Source organism: Streptomyces sp. NEAU-W12 (assembly GCF_026242095.1).
Lineage (GTDB): Bacteria > Actinomycetota > Actinomycetes > Streptomycetales > Streptomycetaceae > Streptomyces.
In genome coordinates, this window is record NZ_JAPJDM010000010.1 from 256,699 (window position 1) to 277,014 (window position 20,316).

A 20,316-nucleotide genomic window follows, 5' to 3' on the forward strand; every position below is an offset into this window, starting at 1 on the left:
CGCCACCGGGCCGCTCGTGGGGGACCTGCTGCTCGAGGGCGCCGACCCGCGGACGGTCCACGCCCTGCGGCCCGACCTCAGAACCCTCGGCGCCCGCACCGCGCGCGGCGTCATCGCCACCGCCCGCGCGGAGGACCCCTCCCTGGGCTACGACTTCGTCTCCCGGTGTTTCTTTCCGAACGTCGGTATCGACGAGGATCCCGTCACCGGCAGCGCTCACACCGCGCTGGCCCCCTACTGGTCCGAGCGCCTGGGCCGCACCGCTCTCACCGGCCTGCAGGCCTCACCCCGCCCGGGCCGCGTCCGTACGGAACTGCGCGGCGAGCGCACCCTGCTGGGCGGACGGGCGGTGACCGTCATCGAAGGCGAGCTGCTGAGCGCCGCCCTGCCGGACGGCAGGATCGCGGGCGGCGGACCCTCGGACTGAACCGGGCCCGGTACGTCGGCGGGGGCGTACGGCACCACCGCACGCCCCCTTCACCGAACCGCTCACGCCGTAGGCAGCCAGTCCACCTTGCCCGCGAGCAGCGCGTACCCCACGAACGCCCCGATGTCGAGCAGCGTGTGCGCGACCACCAGGGGCCCCACCCGGCCCCAGCGGCGGTAGAGGTGGACGAACACCACGCCCATCACCATGTTGCCGATGAACCCTCCGATGCCCTGGTAGAGGTGGTACGAGCCGCGCAGTACCGAACTGGCCGCCATCGCGGCGCCCGGTGACCAGCCCAGCTGCTCGAGCCGACGCAGCAGATAGGCGAGGACGACGACCTCTTCGAGGATCGAGTTCTGCATCGCCGAGAGGATCAGCACGGGGAACTTCCACCACACCTCGGGCAGCGCCTCGGGCACCACGGTGAGGTTGAAGCCGAGGCCGCGCATGGCCAGGTAGAAGGCGATGCCGCTGCTGCCGATGGCCGCCGCGACCGCCGCCCCGCGGCCGAGGTCGGACCAGGGCCGGGTGCGGTCGAAGCCGAGGGTGCGCAGTCCCGCGCCCTCGCGGATCAGGAAGTGGGCGACGAGCGCGACGGGGACGAGCGCGCTGGTGATCCCGAAGAGCTGCCAGGCCAGGTCGAGCCAGGGGCGTCCCGGTGCCGCCGAGCCGTTGAGGGTGGCCGCCTGGTCCTTCAGGCCGCCCGGGCGGGTGACCGAGCCGACGAAACTGATCAGCGCGGACACCGCGCTCGCGCCGAGCGACACCGCGAGTACGAGCAGCGTCTCGTCGCGGAGCGTCTTGCGCGTGAGCCGTCGCTGAGGGTACGCACCGGCCTCCGGCCCCGGCTCCGCCTGCACACCTGCCTCCACATCACCGAGCTGTCCGACCGGTTCAGTATGAAGGCACCGGTGGAGCGCCCGGCGGGCGGCCCTCAGCCGCCGGCCCCGTGAGCGGGGCCCCGCGGCCGGCGGTCCTTCCCACCGCTCTGGACCCGCCCGCCTCGAGCCCCGCCCGCTTTGGACTCAGGGGCCCTTTCCCTATGGGCGTCCGGTCGGGCCACGTGGTGCGGTGCCCTGCGCCGCAGGGCGCCAAAGAGCCCTCGTAGCGGGGCCACCAGGGCTTTTCGGCAACGCGGCGGGGCCCGGTGCCGGGCCGCGCGACCCGGTCGGGCACAGGGAAAGGACCCCTCAGCCCGCGGGCACCGGCTCCGGGAGCCCCACGGGCCAGCTGTGCACGGGGTCGCCCCGTAGCATCAGCTCACGGTAGCGCCGGGTGGTGGCCGCCAGTGCCGCCTCCCGGGACAGGCCTGCGTCCAGCGCCCGGTGGAAGGTCGCTGACTGCCAGCTCGCCCCGTTCTGCCGGCGCCGGCAGCGCTCCTCGATCACGCCGAGATACAGGTCCCGGTCCGCGCGTTCGATGCCCCATGCCTCCAGTCCCGCCTCGGCCAGCGGCAGCAGTTCCTCGCGTACGAGGGTGACCGCGTCGACCTCGGCCGTACCCCCGTAGCGCCCGCGCCGGGGCCAGGTGAAGCGGGCGTCGATGCCGTGCCGGCAGGCGGCGTCGAAGTTGGCGGCGGCGGCCTCGAAGGGCAGCCGGGTCCACACGGGGCGGCTGTCCTCGGCGAGGGCGCGGACCAGACCGTAGTAGAACGCCGCGTTGGCGACCACGTCGACGACGGTGGGTCCGGCGGGCAGGACCCGGTTCTCCACCCGCAGGTGGGGCACGCCGTCGGCCACGTCGTAGACCGGGCGGTTCCAGCGGTAGACCGTGCCGTTGTGCAGGACGAGTTCCGCGAGCGAGGGGGTGGTGCCCCGGTCCAGCGCGTCGAGCGGATCCTCGTCGTCGCAGATCGGCAGGAGTGCCGGGTAGTAGCGCAGGTTCTCCTCGAAGAGGTCGAGCGCCGAGTCGACCCAGCGCTCGCCGAACCAGGTGCGCGGCCGCACTCCCTGTGCCTGGAGCTCGGGCGGACGGGTGTCGGTGGACTGCTGGAACAGCGGCGGCCGGGACTCGCGCCACAGCTCACGTCCGAACAGGAAGGGCGAATTGGCACCGACGGCGATCTGGGCGGCGGCGACCGCCTGGGCCGCGTTCCACACGTCGGCGAAGCGGGCCGGAGTGACCTGGAGGTGCAGTTGGACCGAGGTGCAGGCGGCCTCCGGCGCGATGGACTTGGAGGTGCAGCTGAGATGTTCCACCCCCTCGATGTCGAGGGTGAAGTCCTCCCCGCGGGCGGCCACGATCTGGTCGTTGAGCAGGGTGTAGCGATCGACGGCGGAGAGGTTCGAGGAGACCAGGTCGTCGCGGTCCAGCGTCGGCAGAATGCCGATCATCACGATTCCGGCGTCCACCTCGGCGGCTTTCCGGTCCGCGTACGCGAGGGAGGTGCGCAGTTCCTCGGCGAGCCGGTCGAATACCCGGCCGTCCAAACGATGTGGAGCAATGTTGACTTCCAGGTTGAACATGGCGAGTTCCGTCTGGAAGTCGCGGCTCGCAATCCGTTCCAGGACTTGCCCGTTCAACATTTTGGGCATGCCGTCGGCGCCCGTCAGATTCAATTCGATCTCCAGCCCCATCAGGTTCCTGGGGCGGTCGAACCGCTTCTCCGCCAGGAGTCGTTCCAAGCCCGTCAGACACCTGCGGAGCTTGTCGCGGTAGCGCTGGCGATCGGACAGGTCGAACCCGCCTGCCACCACCTTCTCCCCCATCGAAGCGTTCCTCCTTCTCGGGTGGACGGTCCGGTGATCGGCCGCCGGGGTTCTGGTCCACAGAGGAGGATGCCCAGCGGATGCGATCGATAACGCCCCGAACCGCTCTGCAGGCCGCTACCCTGGTCGAGGGTAACCAGTGGCACATTCACGCGGCATGGCCGACGGTGCACGTTACAAGGCGACGGCGAACTCGTGAAAAACGCCGACGACAATAGGCCTACCGCTGCGCGGTCATTTGTCGAGGTCATCGCCGTATCCCCGGTCGGGAATCGGGATGATTCCCCCGTTTCGCCGTCCAAAAGTACCCTTGTTTCGCGGTTCGAAAACGGCTAGCCGAAACATGGTCCGAACACGCGTCGTATAAACTCCATGGACAAGGCAGAAGGTTGGCGCCCACGGTCGAGTGATCCAGCCGACGAGGTGACGTGCGGCACTCCTCACCCCCACCTCTCGTACTCAGCCCCCGGTCCCTGCCTTCCGACCTTCGCGAGCTGACAGCGCCGTCCGCCCTGCCCTCGTGCCACCGTGCCTTCGAATGAGAGGCGACCCACCATGCCCCTGCATGTCCCCCCGGCCCCCGCGCCCGCACTGCGTTCCGTCCTGACCGCACTCTCCTCCCCCACCGCGGTCAGCGAGGCCCGAACTCCCTCCCTCCTCGGTGCCGAGGGGCCCGCTTCGCCAGAACTGCCGCTGCCCGTGCACGTCCTGGACCGGATCACCGCCGAGGGCGTGTCCGCGACGCGGCTGGCCGGCTGGCGCTTCCTGATCCGCTGCGGCGACCGGGCGGTGGCCGCGGCGGACACCGTGCTCACCCCCGACGGTTGGGCCTTCTCCCGCTTCTTCGAAGGCCCTTACATCACCTCCACCGAACTGGCCCTGCGCCAGGCCGAGGCCCTGCCGCAGCCGTACCAGCCCCGGCTGCTGTCGGTGCCCGGCCTCTACATGCTGGCTCTCTGGCTGCACGGCGACCGCACCGCGGACGGTGCCACCGGCCATCCGGCCGCCACCGACCTGCTCGTCCCCCTCGCCCCGGCGCCGCCGGGCATCGCGGCCCACCGGCCGCACCGGGCCTCCGAACTGCTCCCGGTGCTGACCCATCGGGTCACCCCCGACCGGCTGCTCGGCTCACCCGCCTGACACCTGCCGCATCTCCCGCCTCGCGCGAACGCTCTCGCGTGCCCCGCCGCCGGACCACCGGCGGCGGGGTGCGTGCATGCCACGAGGAAGGCCGACATGCCTCACCGCACCCGCAGCAACCAGGACCGCGGACCGGACTAGCCTTATCCGGCTACGCCGAACCATCCGAAGTGACAGCCCCGTCGAACTGAACCGTCCGCCCGGGTGACGCGTCATCAACCTGTGAGGGGCGGTGCCGCGAAGTTCCTGCGGATCGCGCTCCGAAGGGCAACACTTGTTTCCGACCGGCCCGTCCCGACGGGCCTATCACCACGGGGGGCGGCCATGAACGAAGCTTCACGCCGCGGAACTGAACCGACAGCCAGTCCACAGGTCATGCCAGAGCGAAAGATCCCATCCATGTGCCAGCACCAGTCACCGTGCCCCTCAGCCGATTCCGCCGACCGGGAGTCCGCCCGTCTCGTGGCGCACCATCCGGAGCAGGGCTGGAGCCTGCTGTGCAACGGTGTCGTGCTCTTCGAGGACACCGGCGAGCTCCTGCCCGACGGCAGCTGCATCGCCCCGCAGCGACCCCGGGGCGCCGTCCGGGCGATGACCACCGCCTAGTGGGTCCTGTGGTGAAGGCGTCGCCTGCCGCTTTCACCACAGGACCCGGTTCTTCCGGGCGGAGCAGGACCCGCCCGCGGAACACCGGGGGGCCGGACCGCGGGAACTTCCGCGAACCGGCCCCGACGCGTGTCCAGGGTTCGTCACACGGGGTGACGCCCCGCCCGTGCGTGCGTCACCCCTTGGTCGCACCCGCGGTCAAGCCGCCGACGAGCTGCCGCTCGGCGACCGGGTGGAAGGCGAGCGCGGGAGCCACGGCCAGGAGCAGACGGGCGAAGACCCGCACGGTGTCCGATGTGCGAAACTTCCGCATTGTTCAGCGAACCTTACGACCGGATCCGACGAACCCGGCGACCGGAGGGCACCGGGGCCGCTTCCCCTCGTCACCCCCGCGCCCTCCGGTTCCACCACCCGCCCTATCGTGATCGGCATGCAGTCCTACACGATCGGCCAGGCGGCTCGGCTGCTCGGCGTCAGTCCGGACACCGCCCGCCGCTGGGCGGACGCGGGCCGGGTCATCACCCACCGCGACGAAGGCGGACGGCGGCTCATCGACGGACGGGACCTGGCGGCGTTCTCTGTCGATCTCGCGAAGGCCGGCGCGACCGAGGAGGGCACGCCGTACACCTCGACGCGCAACGCCTTTCCCGGCATCGTCACCGCGATCAAGCTCGGCGACGTGGCCGCTCAGGTCGAGATCCAGGCGGGCCCGCACCGACTGGTCTCGCTGCTGACCCGCGAGGCCGTCGAGGAACTCGGGCTGGAGGTCGGCATGGAGGCCACAGCACGAGTGAAGTCGACGAACGTTCATATCGACCGCGTCTGACACGCGGAAGCGGTCCCGGCCCGCCCAGGCTCCGGCCCGGTTCCACAGGGCAGGTGGAAGGTACGTACGGGAGGTACGGCGAAGGGCCCCGCCCGGCCATCCGGCCGAAGCGGGGCCCTTCCGCTCCCCGGCAGGAGGTTCTCCCGCCGGGTCAGTCCTCGTACGCGTCCAGCGGCGGGCAGGAGCACACCAGGTTGCGGTCGCCGAAGGCCTGGTCGACCCGGCGGACCGGCGGCCAGTACTTGTCGGTGGCGCTCACTCCGGTCGGGAAGACGGCTTCCTGACGGCTGTACGCGTGCTCCCACTCCCCGCCGAGCGCGGCGGCGGTGTGCGGGGCGTTGCGCAGGGGGTTGTCGTCCGCGGGCCACTCACCGGAGCCCACCTTCTCGATCTCCGCGCGAATCGCGATCATCGTCTCGCAGAACCGGTCGAGTTCGGCCAGGTCCTCGGACTCGGTCGGCTCGATCATCAGCGTCCCGGCCACCGGGAACGACATCGTCGGCGCGTGGAAGCCGTAGTCGATCAGCCGCTTCGCCACGTCGTCCACGCTCACGCCGGTCGCCTTGGTCAGGGGGCGCAGGTCGATGATGCACTCGTGCGCGACCAGCCCGCCGGGACCGGTGTACAGCACCGGATAGTGCGGCTCGAGGCGCTTGGCGATGTAGTTGGCGCTGAGTACCGCCACCTGGGTGGCCCGCTTGAGCCCCTCGCCGCCCATCAGCCGGACGTACGCCCACGAGATGGGCAGGATGCCCGCGGAACCCCACGGCGCCGCCGAGATGGGTCCGATCCCGGTCTCCGGCCCGGCCTCGGGCTGCAGCGGGTGGTTGGGCAGGTACGGCGCCAGGTGCGCCCGCACGCCGACCGGGCCGACGCCGGGACCGCCGCCGCCGTGCGGGATGCAGAAGGTCTTGTGCAGGTTCAGGTGCGAGACGTCCCCGCCGAAGTGTCCGGGCTTGGCCAGCCCGACCAGCGCGTTGAGGTTCGCGCCGTCCACGTACACCTGGCCGCCGGCCTCGTGCACGGCCGCGCAGATGTCGGCGACATGTTCCTCGAACACACCGTGCGTGGAGGGGTAGGTGATCATCAGCACCGACAGCTCGTCGCGGTACCGCTCGATCTTCGCGCGCAGGTCCTCGACGTCGATCTCGCCGTCCTCGGCGGTCCTCACGACGACGACCTTCATGCCGGCCATGACGGCACTGGCGGCGTTGGTTCCGTGGGCGGAGGACGGGATGAGACAGACGGTGCGCTGCTCGTCGCCGTTGGCCCGGTGGTAGCCGCGTACCGCGAGCAGCCCCGCCAGTTCGCCCTGGGAGCCCGCGTTGGGCTGGAGGCTCACCCTGTCGTAGCCGGTGACCTCCGCGAGCCGGTCCTCCAGCTCGTGGATGAGGGTGAGGTAGCCCCGGGCCTGCCCGGCCGGAGCGAAGGGGTGCAACTGCCCGAACTCGGGCCAGGTGACGGGCTCCATCTCCGCGGTCGCGTTGAGCTTCATGGTGCAGGAGCCCAGCGGGATCATGCCGCGGTCCAGCGCGTAGTCGCGGTCGGCGAGCCTGCGCAGGTAACGCAGCATCGCGGTCTCGGAGCGGTGCTGGTGGAAGACGGGGTGCGCCAGGTACTCGTCGGTGCGCAGCAGGGCGTCCGGGAGGGTGTTGCGCGCGGCCGCGTCCAGGGACTCGACGTCACCCTCGACACCGAAGGCGCTCCACACGGCGGCGAGCCGGTCGCGCGTGGTGGTCTCGTCGCAGGCGATCGAGACGAGGTCGGCGTCGACGAGGCGCAGGTTGACCCCGTTGTCCCGGGCGGCGGCCACGACCTCGGCGGCCCGCCCGGGGACCCGTACGGTCAGCGTGTCGAAGTAGGCGCCGTGAACGATCTCCACGCCGCCGGCCCGCAGTCCTCCGGCGAGGACCGTCGCGTAGCGGTGGGTGCGCCACGCGATGGTCCGCAGTCCCTCGGGACCGTGGTACACGGCGTACATGCCGGCCATGACGGCGAGCAGCACCTGGGCGGTACAGATGTTGCTGGTGGCCTTCTCACGGCGGATGTGCTGTTCACGGGTCTGGAGGGCGAGCCGGTAGGCCTTGTGTCCGTCCGCGTCGACGGAGACGCCGACGAGGCGGCCGGGCAGACTGCGCGCCATCTTCTCCTGTACGGCCATGTATCCGGCGTGCGGTCCGCCGAAGCCCATCGGCACTCCGAAGCGCTGCGTCGTGCCGACCGCGATGTCCGCGCCGAGTTCGCCGGGGGACGTCAGCAGCGTGAGGGCGAGCAGGTCGGCGGCCACGGTGACGAGCGCGCCCAGCTCGTGCGCCTGGTCGATCACCGGCTTGATGTCGCGTACGGCACCGGAGGCGCCCGGGTACTGGATCAGCACGCCGTTGATCTCGCGCCCGGCCACCTCGGCGGGGATGCCCTCGCTCAGGTCGGCGACAACGACCTCGACGCCGGCCGGCTCGGCCCGGGTCCCGATGACGGCGACGGTCTGCGGCAGCGCGTCCGCGTCCACCAGGAACAGGCCGTTCTTGTTCTTGCCCATGCGGCGCGACAACGCCATCGCCTCGGCGGCCGCGGTGCCCTCGTCGAGCAGGGAGGCACCGGAGGTCGGCAGGCCGGTGAGTTCGGCGACCATGGTCTGGAAGTTCAGCAGCGCCTCGAGCCGTCCCTGCGAGATCTCCGGCTGGTACGGCGTGTACGCCGTGTACCAGGCGGGGTTCTCCATCACGTTCCGAAGGATGACGGGCGGCGTGAAGGTCCCGTAGTACCCCAGCCCGATCATGGAGCCGAGCACCTCGTTGCGGTCGGCCAGCGATCGCAGTTCGGCCAGCGTTTCGGGCTCGGTCCGGGCGCCCGGCAGGTCCAGCGCGTCAGCGTTCTTGATCACATCCGGGACCGCGGCGGCCGTCAGCTCGTCGAGCGAGCCGTAGCCGACCTGCGCGAGCATCTTGGCGCGGGCCTCGTGGTCGGGGCCGATGTGACGCTGCTCGAAGGGCGTTCCCTGTTCGAGTTCGGAGAGGGAAATGCGATGGACGGTCATGTGTGGAGGCCTCCTGGTCTGACGACCTTCGAGGGGCACCATGACGGGTGCCCGGACGGCCTCCCCCTCTGTCATCTCAACCTGAGAGCTTCACCGGCCGCCCGGGCGGCCGGCTTTCACCGTCGGTGAGAGCGGAAGCCGTGGACACCCGCTCTGCTTTCCAGAGTGACCTCGTCCATGCGGTACGTGGGCCTGAGAGATTCCGGGGAGGATTTGCTCCTTCGGCGCCCTCCGATGGTTCCTGGAGGACTCTCCCGCACGGGGTCAGCAGCCGCTGCCAGCGTACCAGCGAGGGCAAGACCCGGACGTTCGAGTGGCCGCCGGACCGATTGTGCCGTTTTGTAGTGCTGACGAGTGGTGTGCGCAATTGCGACCAGTGGAGGGCCCGTGCAGACCGACATCGATCCGCGCAACCTGATCGGCCGCAAGGCATTCGACCGCAACGGCACCCGGATCGGCACGATCGACGAGGTCTATCTCGACGACGCCACCGGAGTGCCGGAGTGGGCGGCGATACGCACCGGCCTGTTCAGCAGGGACGCCTTCGTTCCTCTGGAGCCGAGCGAACTGATCGACGGCGTCCTCCACATCCCCTTCGAACGCTCCCTGATCAAGGACGCCCCCGACTTCGGCGTGGGCCGCCATCTCTCCCCGGAGCAGGAACTCCAGCTCTACCACCACTACGGCCTGGACATCGCCGCCCCTCCCCCACTCCCGGACCACGACTTCGGCAAACTCGCCGGCAGCGACGACTCCGCCTGACGCCCAGGCCCCCGCGTGCCGTCGCTGTACCGCCGTCCGGTCTCTGCGGGGCACGGCCCGCACGTTCCTCGTCCCCGTTCCACGTCCGGGGCAGCCAGTCCTGTGGCCTACCCTCCCGCGGGCCCTGGATCCGAGGCACCCGCCGTCGCCGTCGCACCAGCCGCTGCCTCTTGGCTGCCCCGGGCCTCCCGGCCGCCCTGGCTGCCCTCACCGTCCCGACCGTCTTTGCCGCTCGGGCCGTCCGCGTTCTCCCTGCCGGCCCCGGATCTCCGCTCCACCAACGGCAGCGGATCCGCGGGCTGCAGGGCCGGGTCCCCGGTCCGGAAGGTCCGCACCCGCCCCGGCGTCGACCCGGGGGTCTCGAACCGCACGGTGACCCGCCCCAGGCCGCTGCCCTGGACCCACCCATGGCCGTACTCACTGTGCCGTACGTCGTGCCCGGCCGGCCAGCGCCGCTCGGCGTCCGCCCGCTGCTGTTCCTCCGAGGAGGCGGCCTCCTTCGCCGCCTCGTCCGGCACCTCCTTCTCCCGCTCCCCCGCCGCCTGCGCGAACAGGTCCTCCTGCGTGTAGTCCGCGAGCCCGCTGACCCCGACACCCAGCAGTCGCACGCCGCCCGTCGTGTCGACCGAGTCCAGCAGCCGCGCCGCGGCCTCGCGCACCACCGCGGGATCGTCCGTGGGCCCTCGCAGGGTCTCGGAGCGGGTGAGCGTCGAGAAGTCGTACCGGCGCACCTTCAGCACGATGGTCCGGCCCGACAGTCCCGCCGCCCTCAGTCGGCGCACACAGCGGTCGGCGAGGCGCCGCACCTCCACCCCGACCCTCACCCGGTCGTGGATGTCCACGTCGTAGGTGTCCTCGACCGAGACCGACTTCGTCTCCCGCTCGGCCACCACGGATCGCTCGTCCCGCGCCAGGGACATGGCGTGCAGGGCGTGTCCGTGTGCCTTGCCGAGCAGGCGTACCAGCTCGTCCTCCCCCGCCTCGGCGAGTTCCCCGACCGTGTGGATCCCGGCACGCCGCAGGTGGTCACCGGTGGCCGGCCCGACACCCGGCAGAGTCCGGACCGGCAGCGGCGCCAGCAGGGCCCGCTCGGTCCCCGGCTCGATCAGCACCAGGCCGTCCGGCTTGGCCTGCTCCGAGGCGATCTTCGCCAACATCTTGGAGGCCGCCAGCCCCACCGATCCGGTGAGTCCCGTGACCGCCCGGATGTCCGCGCGCAGCCTCGCCCCGGCGAGGCGCGCGGACCGCTCGTCCCAGGCCGCCCCGCCGGCTTCCAGATCCACGAACGCCTCGTCGAGGCTCAGCGGCTCCACCAACGGTGACAGCGCCCGCAGCAGTGCCATCACCTGGTCGCTGATCGACCGGTAGAACGCGAAGCGGGGCACCAGATACGCCGCGTTCGGCGCGAGCCGCCGCGCCTGTGCCATGGGCAGTGCGGAATGGACACCGAAGATCCGGGCCTCGTACGAGGCGGTGGCGACCACACCGCGCGGCCCGAGCCCGCCCACGACCACGGCCTTCCCACGCAGGCTCGGCTTGGACGCCTGCTCCACCGAGGCGAAGAAGGCGTCCATGTCGAGGTGCAGGACGGTGGGCGCGGATCTCACATCTCCGATGCTGCCCTACTCCACTGACAACGCCCCACCCCGCGCCGCCGGCCGTCCCCACCGCCCGGGCAGCCCGGCGGGGCCGGCCACCCGTGCGACGCGGCGGTTCATACGGCGCGGTTGCGCCGTCTTGCCAGCTCGTCCGCCGGATTGGGGCCGATCAGGGTCTCTCCGGTGTCGACGCGCTCCCCGTGCAGCTGTGACAGCGCGCTCTCGACGTCCCGCCACACCACACCCACGGCGATCCCGAAGATTCCCTGGCCGCCCTGGAGCAGGGCATGGACCTCGTCGGGCGTGGAGCATTCGTAGACCGTGGCGCCGTCACTCATCAGCGTCATGCGCTCCAGGTCGTGGAAGCCCCCCTCCCGCAGGTGCCGGACGGTGGTCCGGATGTTCTGCAGCGAGACACCGGTGTCCAGGAACCGCTTGACGATCTTCAGGACGACAACGTCCCGAAAGCTGTACAGCCGCTGGGTCCCCGAACCATGGGCGGGCCGCACACTCGGCTCGACCAGTGCCGTGCGAGCCCAGTAGTCCAGTTGCCGGTAGGTGATGCCGGCGGCCGCGCAGGCCGTGGGGCCGCGGTAGCCGATCTCCTCGGACGCCATGGACGTCGCCGCCCCTCCGCTGCTCGGCACGGCCGCCGGTCGCTGCGGAGCAGGATCGGCCGGGCTGCCGTGATGGGCATAGGCCCCGCTCGCGCGGAGCTGAGAGCCTGGGGGAGGGTACGGACCGCTCACCCCGAGACCATGTCCGGGGGCACCCCCAGCCGTACCGTCGCCGGTGCTTCTCACGCCGACCTCCGTCCTTGACCTGCCTCCTCGACGGTAGGCAGTCACCAAGGGTGCGTCAACGATCGCCACACTCGGCACGCCGAGTGATAATCACCCTAAGAGTGGTTTCCCGTGCCCCACCGCGGGGAAAGGCTAGCCGAATGCCCTCCGCACGGGCCTGGCAAGGCTCTCACGCACCAGGTCCCGGACGGGGTTCCGGCGGAACGACCGGCACCCCTCACTGGCTGCTGGAGCCGAAATCCTCCGGCGAGATCTGGTCGAGGAACTCGCGGAACTTCTCCACCTCGTCCTCCTGCTCGTCCGGGATGGCGATCCCCGCGTCGTCGAGCACCGTGTCGCTGCCGTAGATCGGCGTACCGGTGCGCAGTGCCAGCGCTATGGCGTCGGACGGCCGGGCGCTCACCTCGACACCGCTGGCGAAGACCAGCTCCGCGTAGAAGACCCCTTCGCGCAGGTCCGTGATGCGTACTTCCGTGAGCTCCTGGCCGACGGCTTCCAGCACGTCCTTGAAGAGGTCGTGGGTCAGCGGGCGCGCGGGAGTCATGCCCTGCTGGGCGAAGGCGATGGCCGTCGCCTCCCCCGGTCCGATCCAAATGGGGAGGTACCGGTCGCCTCCCACTTCACGCAGCAGCACGATCGGTTGGTTCGAGGGCATTTCGACCCGGACACCTACGACATCGAGCTCGTTCACACAGCAACCCTAGGCCGTGCCCGGGACGTTTGGGTAGTCGGGCCCGGATCGGGCGGCCGATCCGGGCCTCCGCGCCCTCGCCCTCAGGGCAGCCGCACCCCGAGCGCCGAGCCGACCAGGGCGGCGTGGAGCTTCGCCGTGAGACCGGCGAGCTCCTTCGTGCGCGCCTGCGCGTGCGCCCTGGTCTGCGGGTTGCGGTGGCGCTTGAGCGGGGCGACGACCTGGTCGACCAGCCCGGCCTCCCGGTCGGCGGCGGCCTTCATCGCTCTCAGATGCCGCGGCTCGATCCCGAACCGCCCCAGTTCGGTGATGAGGCCGGCGACGGTGACCGCCTCGGCGTCGTACACCTCGTCCTCGACCGGCGCGAGCAGCCCGTACGACTCCCACTCCGCGAGCTGACGCTGGTCGACGCCGGCCGCCGCCAGCAGCTGCGCCCGCCCGATCCGGGCCGCTGTGGCGGGTGGGTCGGCAAGCGGCTCGGGGCCGGGTTCCCCCTCACGCTGCCGGGACAGCGCCGGAAGCGGGGCGGCCTCGCCGCGCTCCATGGCGTCCAGGTGCTCGCGGATCACCTTGAGCGGCAGGTAGTGGTCCCGCTGCATCCTCAGGACATGGCCGAGGCGCTCCACGTCCCCGGCGCTGAACTTGCGGTACCCCGAGGGGCTCCGCTGCGGCTCGATGAGTCCCTCCGACTCCAGGAAACGGATCTTGGAGATGGTGACTTCGGGGAATTCCTCGCGCAGCACGTTCAGCACCGTGCCGATGCTCATCAGTCCAGTTTCCGCGGCGGCGGTACCGTGTCCGGCACCGCCGCTCGGTGTGTGAAGCATGGACCTTCCCTGGGGTCAGGGTGCCCCGGACGGAGTCCGGGAAGGGTCAGTAGCCCCGCTGGCTCGCATAGAAGACCAGCCGGTACTTGCCGATCTGCACCTCGTCGCCGTTCGACAGACCGACCTGGTCGATCCGCTCACGGTTGACGTACGTGCCGTTCAGGCTGCCCACGTCGGCCACCGTGAAGGAACCGTCCTGGCCACGGCGGAACTCCACGTGCCGGCGGGAAACCGTCACGTCGTCCAGGAAGATGTCGCTCTGCGGGTGGCGGCCGGCCGTGGTCAAATCACCGTCCAGCAGGAAACGGCTGCCCGAGTTCGGCCCGCGGCGCACGACCAGGAGCGCGGAACCCATCGGCAGCGCGTCGACGGCGGCCTGCGCCTCCGGGGAGAGCGCCGGGACCTGCGTCTGGCCGGTGACCTCGGCGTCGTACGCCTCGAGACCGGAGATGGAGATGGTGGACGTCGTCTCGGAGGGACGCTCCGGGACGACTCCGGGCCTGAGCGGGGCGCCGCAGTTCGAACAGAATCGGCTGTTCTCCGCGTTGCGGTTACCGCACCTCGTACACACCAAGGCCGACATGGACGGATCCTCCTGCCCACCGGGGGCCTGGGACGCGTACGGGGCGGAAAACCCTCCACCCGTACCTGAGGTTGACGGTTGCCCGAAACCTATGCCGCTCGACTGCGCAGGGTCAACCGACGACGCGCCCTGGCCTCCCGCCACGTTCTCGCCGGGATCACCGAGCTGATCCCGGTACAGCGGACGCGACGTCTCCGCGTCGGGCTGTGCGCGATGGCGAGCAGTCGCGTTGTCGCGGCCTTCTCGCGCGCTCTTGCCGAACAACTTCCCAAACAACTTCACGGGCGATTCCCCTTGACCGAAACAGACCCGCCCGTGGGGCAGGACGAACCCTGACTGAACACACTGGCCGACCCGGACATCCTCACAACGTCCGTAACCACCAGACAGTTTCCACCACGCACCACCCATTCGGTGCGCCGACCCCCCGCAACCTCCTGCTCTTGCCGGTCGCCCTCCATGCACCCCCGGTTCACTGCGAGGACGACCGAGCGTAGCCAGGCTGCTTCGCCGGTCGCAAGGCATCCACGACGATCTTGGTCGACCTCTCCACCAAGGCGGTGGCCTGTTCCTTCTCGAGAGTCTGCACCACTCCTCCAGGGATGTTGAGCGCCGGCTCGAGGTCCTGCGGCTTGCCGATGACCTTGAAACGATAGGGCGCAGTGATCTTGTTCCCGTCGACGCTCACTCCGTCACCGGAATCCGACAGGTAGGTGCCCGCCACGACCCGTATGCCGTTCACCTGAATGGCCTCGGCGCCGGCCGCGCGCAGCTCCTGGACCGCATCGAGCAGCATGTTCGACTCGACCATCCCCCTCGGGTCCTCGACGACCAGTGTGATGCCGGGGCCCTGTGCGGCCACCGTGCCCGCCAGAATGCCGAGTTGGCGTTCCCTCTCCAGCGTCTGCCGACGAGCCTCCTCGGCCTGGTCCGAGCTGTTCTCGAGCTCGTCGCGCTGCTGCTCGAGTCCCTGCTTCTCCTCCTCAAGACGCTCTGTCCGGTCGTCGAGTTCATCGAGGATGCGGACGAGATCTTCCTGCCGGGCACCACGCAGGGCACTGTCGCCGTCGCTGTTCGAGGCCACCTGGACGGCCAGGCCGAAGCCCAGGCCGAACAGCAGCAGGGCGACGATGAGTTGGGCCCGGGTGATCCGAGGCGGCCACAGGCTGTTCACCAGCCGCTGCCGTCCGGACAGACCGGGTGCGGGCCGGTCCGGCGGCGTCTCCCCCTCCATGGACGCGGACTCCGCGGACACGTTCGCGCGCGCGGGCACCTCGTCGGGCAGTTCCTTACGGAACCCCCCGCCGGCTGCCGCAGCGGGACGCGGTGCGGGAGCAGGGCGCGGCACCGGGGCGGGGTGGGGCCGGGGCGCCCGGTGAGCTCCGGGGGCCGCGCGCGGTCCGGTCTGCGGCTCGGGCGTCATCCTGTCGTCCTGACGGGGGCGCTCGGGCTGACGGAGGTGCTCGGGCTCGTGGTTCTGCTCGCTCATCGGTCTCACGCCCGGAACACGTGCCGACGGATCGCCGCGGCGTTGGAGAAGATCCGGATACCGAGGACGACCACCACGCCCGTGGACAGTTGGGCACCCACGCCCAACTCGTCGCCGAGGAAGACGATCAGCGCGGCGACGACCACGTTCGACAGGAACGACACCACGAAGACCTTGTCGTCGAAGATGCCGTCGAGCATGGCCCGCAGCCCGCCGAAGACGGCGTCGAGCGCCGCCACGACGGCGATCGGCAGGTACGGCTCGACGACCGCCGGAACCTCGGGCCGGACCAACAGGCCGGCCACGACTCCCACGACGAGGCCCAGTACGGCGATCACGATGTGCCTTTCTCAGGTGCAGTCTCGGTTGTCGGTTGCGCGGTTCGTACGATCACACTCGGCGCGGCGGGCAGCCGGAGGTCGTCCTCCACCGAGAGAGCGGTACGGATGCCGTAGTTCTCCTGCAGGGCATGCAGGTACAGCCCGTCCGAGCTGTTCTGGAACCGGCTGCTCAGCTCCGGGCCGTCCCCCACGGCGAAGACGGTGTACGGCGGTACCAGCGGCCTGTTGTCGACCAGTATCGCGTCCCCCGCGGCCCTGATCGCAGAAAGAGCGGTCAGCCGCTGCCCGTTGACGGAGATCGCCTCGGCTCCGGACTCCCACAGGCCGTTGACCACCCGCTGCATGTCCCGGTCGCGGACCCGCCCGGTGTCGGAGAACCCGGTGGTCGACCGGGCGTCGCCGTCCCCTCCGGCGCTCGTGTCCTTGGCGTCGTCGACCACGAGCTTCACGCCGGGGCCGTGCACCGCGACGGCGCCCGCCAGGATGCCCACCAGGTCGGTGCGGTCGCTCCCGCCGCTCTGTCTGAGCGCCTCGCGCTGCCGTGCGCTCACGTCGGCGCGCAGGGTGTCGATGCCGTCCTCGAGCTTGTCCGCTGCCTCGGTCTCCCGGTCGATCCTCTCGATCAGCTCCTCGCGCTCCTTGGCGACGACGGGAGCCTCCACTCTGGCCTGCGCGGCCCCGACGGTCACCACCAGGGCCGCGAGCACCAGACCGCCGGCCAGCCCCAGTTCCGCCCTGAGGGTCTTCGGCATACCTCCGCCGCCGGCGGCCTGCTTCCGCGCGGCAGCCTCGGCGTATCCCTCGTCGAGGCTGTGGTCCATCACGTTGGTGATCAACGACATGGACGCGTCCGGACGCGGTAGCCGCCGGGGGGTGCTCCGAACGGGGGGTTGCTGCGGCATGCCGCACATCGTCGCATGCCGCGGGCGTTGCCTCCGAACGGGCCTACCGGTGTGCCGGACAGGCCCCGTGGGGGCTCCTGTCCGGCACACACGTGTGCGGCTCGTTCGGAGGTCTTGGCTACTGTCCGGCGCTGTCCACGACCGATGCCCACTCGTCGAGCAGAGCCTGGGCAGAGGCGTCGTCGGGGCCCTCGGCCCACAGGTGGGTGACCGCCTCGGCCGGGTCGGGCAGCACCATCACCCAGCGGCCGTCGGCCTCCACCACGCGCACACCGTCGGTGGTGTCCACGAAACGGTCACCGGCCTCCTCGACGACCCGCCGCATCACGAGCCCCTTGACCGCCCACGGGGTGGCCAGGTCGCGCTTGAGCACGTGCGCACGCGGGATACGCGCATCGATCTGGCTGAGCGTGAGCTGCGTCCTCGCCACCAGGCCGATGAGCCGGACGAAGGCCGCTGTGCCGTCGTAGACCCTGCTGAACTCCGGAACGATGAAGCCGCCCTTGCCGTCACCGCCGAAGATCGTGCCCTCCTCACCGCCGACGCGGGTGAGGTCGTCGGGCGAGGTGGTTGTCCATTCCACCTGGGTGCCGTGGTAGGCCGCCACCTGCTCGGCGATCCTGGTGGTGGTCACCGGAAGCGCGACCCGGCCGCTGCGCCGCTCGGCCGCGATGAGGTCGAGCAGGACGAGCAGTGCCCGGTCGTCCTCGATGATCCTCCCCTTCTCGTCGACAAGCGAGAGCCGTTCGCCGACCGGGTCGAACCGCACACCGAACGCGGCACCGGAGGACGCCACCATCTCACCGAGCCGCACCAGCCCCGACCGCCGGACCTCCGCCGTCTCGGTCGGCCTGGACTCGTCGAGCCCCGGGTTGATGGTCAGCGAGTCCACTCCGAGCTTGCCGAGCAGGCTCGGCAGCACGAGCCCCGCGCTGCCGTTCGACGCGTCCACGACCACCTTCAGCCCGGACTCCGCGATTCCCGTGATGTCGACGTTCCGCAGCAGCGAGCCGGTGTACGAGTCGAAGACGCTCGCCGGGAAGTGCAGGTCACCGATCTCGCCCGGGAACGCGCGCCGGTACTCCTGCCGCGCGAACACCCGGTCCAGTTTGCGCTGGCTGCCCTGTGAGAGGTCGGCGCCCTGGCCGTCGAAGAACATGATGTCAACGGAGTCCGGCACGCCCAGGGTTGTCCGGATCATGATGCCGCCCGCGCTGCCCCGCGCGGTCTGCTGCCGGGCCACGGGCAGCGGCACGTTCTCCAGATCCCGTACGTCGATGGCGCTGGCCTGCAGCGCGGAGATCACCGCACGCTTCAGGGCACGGGCACCACGGGAATGGTCCCGGGCCGTGGTGACCGTCGATCCCTTCTTCAGCGTCGTCGCGTAGGCGCCGGCCAGCCGAACGGCGAGTTCCGGCGTGATCTCGACGTTCAGGATTCCCGACACCCCACGGGCGCCGAAGAGGTGCGCCTGTCCTCTGGACTCCCAGATGACCGAGGTGTTGACGAACGCGCCCGCCTCGATCGTCTTGAACGGGTACACCCGTACGTTGCCCTGGACAATCGACTCCTCGCCGATCAGGCACTCGTCGCCGATGACGGCGCCGTCCTCGATCCGCGCCGCGCGCATGACGTCGGTGTTCCTGCCGAGCACACACCCCCGCAGGTTGCTGTGCGGCCCGACGTACACGTTGTCGTGCACGACGGCCTTGTGCAGGAAGGCCCCGCTCTTCACGACGACATTGGAGCCCAGGACCGTGTGCTCGCGAATCTCGGCGCCGGCTTCGACCTTGGCGTAGTCGCCGATGTAGAGCGGCCCACGCAGCACGGCGTCGGGATGCACTTCGGCTCCCTCCGCGACCCATACGCCCGGTGAGATCTCGAAGCCGTCGATGTCGACGTCGACCTTGCGCTCCAGGACGTCTGCCTGAGCCTTCACATAACTCTCGTGCGTGCCGACATCCTCCCAGTAGCCCTCGGCGATGAAGCCGTAGATGGGCTTGCCTTCCTTCATCAGCTGGGGGAAGACGTCTCCGGACCAGTCGACGGGCACATCGGCCTCGACATAGTCGAAGACCTCGGGCTCCATGACGTAGATACCGGTGTTCACCGTGTCGGAGAAGACCTGACCCCAGGTCGGCTTCTCCAGGAAACGCTCGACCTTGCCTTCCTCGTCCACGATGGTGATACCGAATTCCAGCGGATTGGGTACCCGGGTCAGACAGACCGTGACCAGCGCACCCTTCTCCTTGTGGAAATTGATCAGCTCGGTGAGATCGAAATCCGTCAGCGCGTCACCGGAGATGACGAGAAAGGCATCGTCCTTCAGTGCATCCTCGGCGTTCTTGACGCTTCCTGCGGTACCGAGTGGCTTCTCCTCATTGGCATAGGTGAGCTCCATTCCGAGCTCTTCGCCGTCACCGAAATAGTTCTTGACGAGCGAAGCAAGGAACTGGACGGTCACAACGGTTTCGTTGAGCCCGTGCCTTTTGAGCAGCCGCAGAACGTGCTCCATGATCGGCTGGTTGACTACCGGCAGGAGCGGTTTGGGCATGCTTGAGGTCATGGGACGAAGGCGCGTGCCTTCACCCCCGGCCATCACGACGGCCTTCATGTCGGAAGCGTCCTCCTCATGAGATGACGGTCTGGCCGACTTCCCCCGCCAAGATTGTCCCGCATTTTTCCACTGCGGGCCATCGCGCGACGTTGCGCGTGCCACTCAGCGAGGTCAACCGGCCATGGCGTCCGCACGAACCAGGCGGCGGACCTGCACCACGTAGAGGACTCCTGCCCACCAATAGAGCGTTGTACCCCATCCGGCGAACGCCCATCCGAAAATAGCAGCGAGTGACGAGATCCAACCGCTCCCGTCACTGAGCAGGAGCAACGGGAAGGCGTACATCAGGTTGAAGGTGGCAGCCTTCCCAAGGAAGTTCACCTGCGGCGGCGGATAGCCGTGACGCCGGAGGATGCCCACCATCACCAGCAGAACCAGCTCACGGGCCAGTAGTACGGCCGTCAACCAAACCGGGAGAATCTCGCGCCAGGTGAGCCCGAGGAGGGTCGAAAGAATGTAGAGCCGGTCCGCCGCGGGATCCAGGAGCCGGCCGAGGCTGCTGATCTGGTTCCATCGCCGCGCGAGCTTGCCGTCCAGATAATCACTGACACCGCTCAGGGCCAGCACCAGGAGCGCCCAGCCGTCACTCTTCGGCCCGCCGAACTCCGGCCTGAGGATCAGCCACAGGAAGAGGGGGACACCGAGAAGTCGCGCCATGCTGAGGATGTTCGGGATGGTGAGGACACGGTCCGTCTGAACGCGAGTCTCCTGGACCTCCACCCGGGGACCTCCTGTGGGAAACGTGCCGATGATGCTCACTGACCTTACCTCAAAACAAAAAAGCTCTGGCTCTCGGGCTGCGTGCCCAAGAGCCAGAGCTCTAAAAGGAGTTCGGCGGCGTCCTACTCTCCCACAGGGTCCCCCCTGCAGTACCATCGGCGCTGTAAGGCTTAGCTTCCGGGTTCGGAATGTAACCGGGCGTTTCCCCTACGCTATGACCACCGAAACACTATGAA

18 protein-coding genes, 1 rRNA gene, 1 pseudogene and 1 riboswitch are annotated in these 20,316 nt (G+C 69.8%); of the genes and pseudogenes, 5 read left to right on the forward strand and 15 right to left on the reverse strand.

Annotated elements, in window-relative coordinates; genetic code table 11:
• On the forward strand, positions 1–427 hold a 427-nt coding region (locus tag ORI94_RS15280; protein ID WP_266075505.1), incomplete at its 5' end, for a PhzF family phenazine biosynthesis protein.
• A 62-nt stretch (positions 428–489) separates the two neighbouring features.
• On the opposite strand, the gene ORI94_RS15285 is transcribed toward ORI94_RS15280, so the two are convergent.
• Together ORI94_RS15285 and ORI94_RS15290 are read right to left on the reverse strand one after the other, a co-directional pair.
• On the reverse strand, positions 490–1,290 hold the full coding sequence (locus tag ORI94_RS15285; RefSeq protein WP_266075507.1) for a CPBP family intramembrane glutamic endopeptidase: 801 nt from the start codon (positions 1,288–1,290) through the stop codon (positions 490–492).
• A gap of 330 nt (positions 1,291–1,620) precedes the next feature.
• A complete protein-coding gene (locus tag ORI94_RS15290) occupies positions 1,621–3,138 on the reverse strand; it encodes a glutamate-cysteine ligase family protein (RefSeq protein ID WP_266075509.1) in 1,518 nt (505 codons plus the stop codon).
• A gap of 555 nt (positions 3,139–3,693) precedes the next feature.
• Between ORI94_RS15290 and ORI94_RS15295 the strand changes: the two genes are divergently transcribed.
• Positions 3,694–4,278 (forward strand): hypothetical protein, encoded by a 585-nt coding sequence (locus ORI94_RS15295; protein ID WP_266075511.1) that lies wholly within the window; start codon positions 3,694–3,696, stop codon positions 4,276–4,278.
• Between the two features lie 399 nt (positions 4,279–4,677).
• Positions 4,678–4,884 carry a DUF5999 family protein gene (locus tag ORI94_RS15300; protein WP_266075513.1) on the forward strand — a complete coding sequence of 69 codons (207 nt, stop codon included), beginning with the start codon at positions 4,678–4,680 and terminating at the stop codon, positions 4,882–4,884.
• A gap of 175 nt (positions 4,885–5,059) precedes the next feature.
• Here ORI94_RS15300 and ORI94_RS15305 read toward each other — a convergent pair.
• Positions 5,060–5,170: pseudogene (locus tag ORI94_RS15305) on the reverse strand (carbohydrate ABC transporter permease); the annotation flags it as partial.
• Positions 5,171–5,314: 144 nt separating this feature from the next.
• Here ORI94_RS15305 and ORI94_RS15310 point away from each other — a divergent pair.
• Positions 5,315–5,710 (forward strand): TOBE domain-containing protein, encoded by a 396-nt coding sequence (locus ORI94_RS15310; RefSeq protein WP_266075515.1) that lies wholly within the window; start codon positions 5,315–5,317, stop codon positions 5,708–5,710.
• 151 nt (positions 5,711–5,861) lie between these two features.
• Here the strand turns inward: ORI94_RS15310 and gcvP are convergent, their stop codons facing one another.
• Positions 5,862–8,747, reverse strand: a complete 2,886-nt coding sequence (gene gcvP, locus ORI94_RS15315) for an aminomethyl-transferring glycine dehydrogenase (protein ID WP_266075517.1) — start codon at positions 8,745–8,747, stop codon at positions 5,862–5,864.
• Positions 8,748–8,917: 170 nt separating this feature from the next.
• Positions 8,918–9,014: riboswitch (glycine riboswitch) on the reverse strand.
• Positions 9,015–9,134: 120 nt separating this feature from the next.
• Here gcvP and ORI94_RS15320 point away from each other — a divergent pair.
• On the forward strand, positions 9,135–9,509 hold the full coding sequence (locus ORI94_RS15320; protein WP_266075519.1) for a PRC-barrel domain-containing protein: 375 nt from the start codon (positions 9,135–9,137) through the stop codon (positions 9,507–9,509).
• Between the two features lie 107 nt (positions 9,510–9,616).
• On the opposite strand, the gene ORI94_RS15325 is transcribed toward ORI94_RS15320, so the two are convergent.
• The 11 genes from ORI94_RS15325 to rrf all read right to left on the reverse strand — a co-directional run bounded on the left by ORI94_RS15325 (position 9,617) and on the right by rrf (position 20,306).
• Complete coding sequence (locus ORI94_RS15325; protein WP_266075521.1) at positions 9,617–11,116, reverse strand: DNA polymerase IV; 1,500 nt, start codon at positions 11,114–11,116, stop codon at positions 9,617–9,619.
• Positions 11,117–11,223: 107 nt separating this feature from the next.
• Positions 11,224–11,910 carry a MerR family transcriptional regulator gene (locus ORI94_RS15330; protein ID WP_266075523.1) on the reverse strand — a complete coding sequence of 229 codons (687 nt, stop codon included), beginning with the start codon at positions 11,908–11,910 and terminating at the stop codon, positions 11,224–11,226.
• Positions 11,911–12,127: 217 nt separating this feature from the next.
• Positions 12,128–12,601, reverse strand: coding sequence for a bifunctional nuclease family protein (locus ORI94_RS15335; RefSeq protein ID WP_266075525.1), 474 nt, complete (start codon positions 12,599–12,601; stop codon positions 12,128–12,130).
• An 83-nt stretch (positions 12,602–12,684) separates the two neighbouring features.
• Entirely contained in the window at positions 12,685–13,428 is a 744-nt protein-coding gene (locus ORI94_RS15340) for a MerR family transcriptional regulator (protein ID WP_266075527.1), read from the reverse strand.
• Between the two features lie 46 nt (positions 13,429–13,474).
• Entirely contained in the window at positions 13,475–14,422 is a 948-nt protein-coding gene (locus ORI94_RS15345; RefSeq protein ID WP_266075529.1) for an FHA domain-containing protein, read from the reverse strand.
• Positions 14,423–14,483: 61 nt separating this feature from the next.
• Entirely contained in the window at positions 14,484–15,434 is a 951-nt protein-coding gene (locus ORI94_RS15350) for a DUF881 domain-containing protein (protein ID WP_266075567.1), read from the reverse strand.
• A 71-nt stretch (positions 15,435–15,505) separates the two neighbouring features.
• Complete coding sequence (locus tag ORI94_RS15355) at positions 15,506–15,838, reverse strand: small basic family protein (RefSeq protein ID WP_030808725.1); 333 nt, start codon at positions 15,836–15,838, stop codon at positions 15,506–15,508.
• Entirely contained in the window at positions 15,835–16,683 is an 849-nt protein-coding gene (locus ORI94_RS15360; protein ID WP_266075533.1) for a DUF881 domain-containing protein, read from the reverse strand. Before ORI94_RS15360 ends, ORI94_RS15355 begins: the two co-directional genes overlap by 4 nt.
• A 178-nt stretch (positions 16,684–16,861) precedes the next feature.
• Complete coding sequence (locus ORI94_RS15365; protein WP_266075569.1) at positions 16,862–19,357, reverse strand: mannose-1-phosphate guanyltransferase; 2,496 nt, start codon at positions 19,355–19,357, stop codon at positions 16,862–16,864.
• A 114-nt stretch (positions 19,358–19,471) separates the two neighbouring features.
• Positions 19,472–20,080 carry a CDP-alcohol phosphatidyltransferase family protein gene (locus ORI94_RS15370; RefSeq protein WP_266075571.1) on the reverse strand — a complete coding sequence of 203 codons (609 nt, stop codon included), beginning with the start codon at positions 20,078–20,080 and terminating at the stop codon, positions 19,472–19,474.
• Positions 20,081–20,189: 109 nt separating this feature from the next.
• Positions 20,190–20,306, reverse strand: a 5S ribosomal RNA gene (rrf, locus tag ORI94_RS15375).
• Positions 20,307–20,316: the final 10 nt, after the last annotated feature.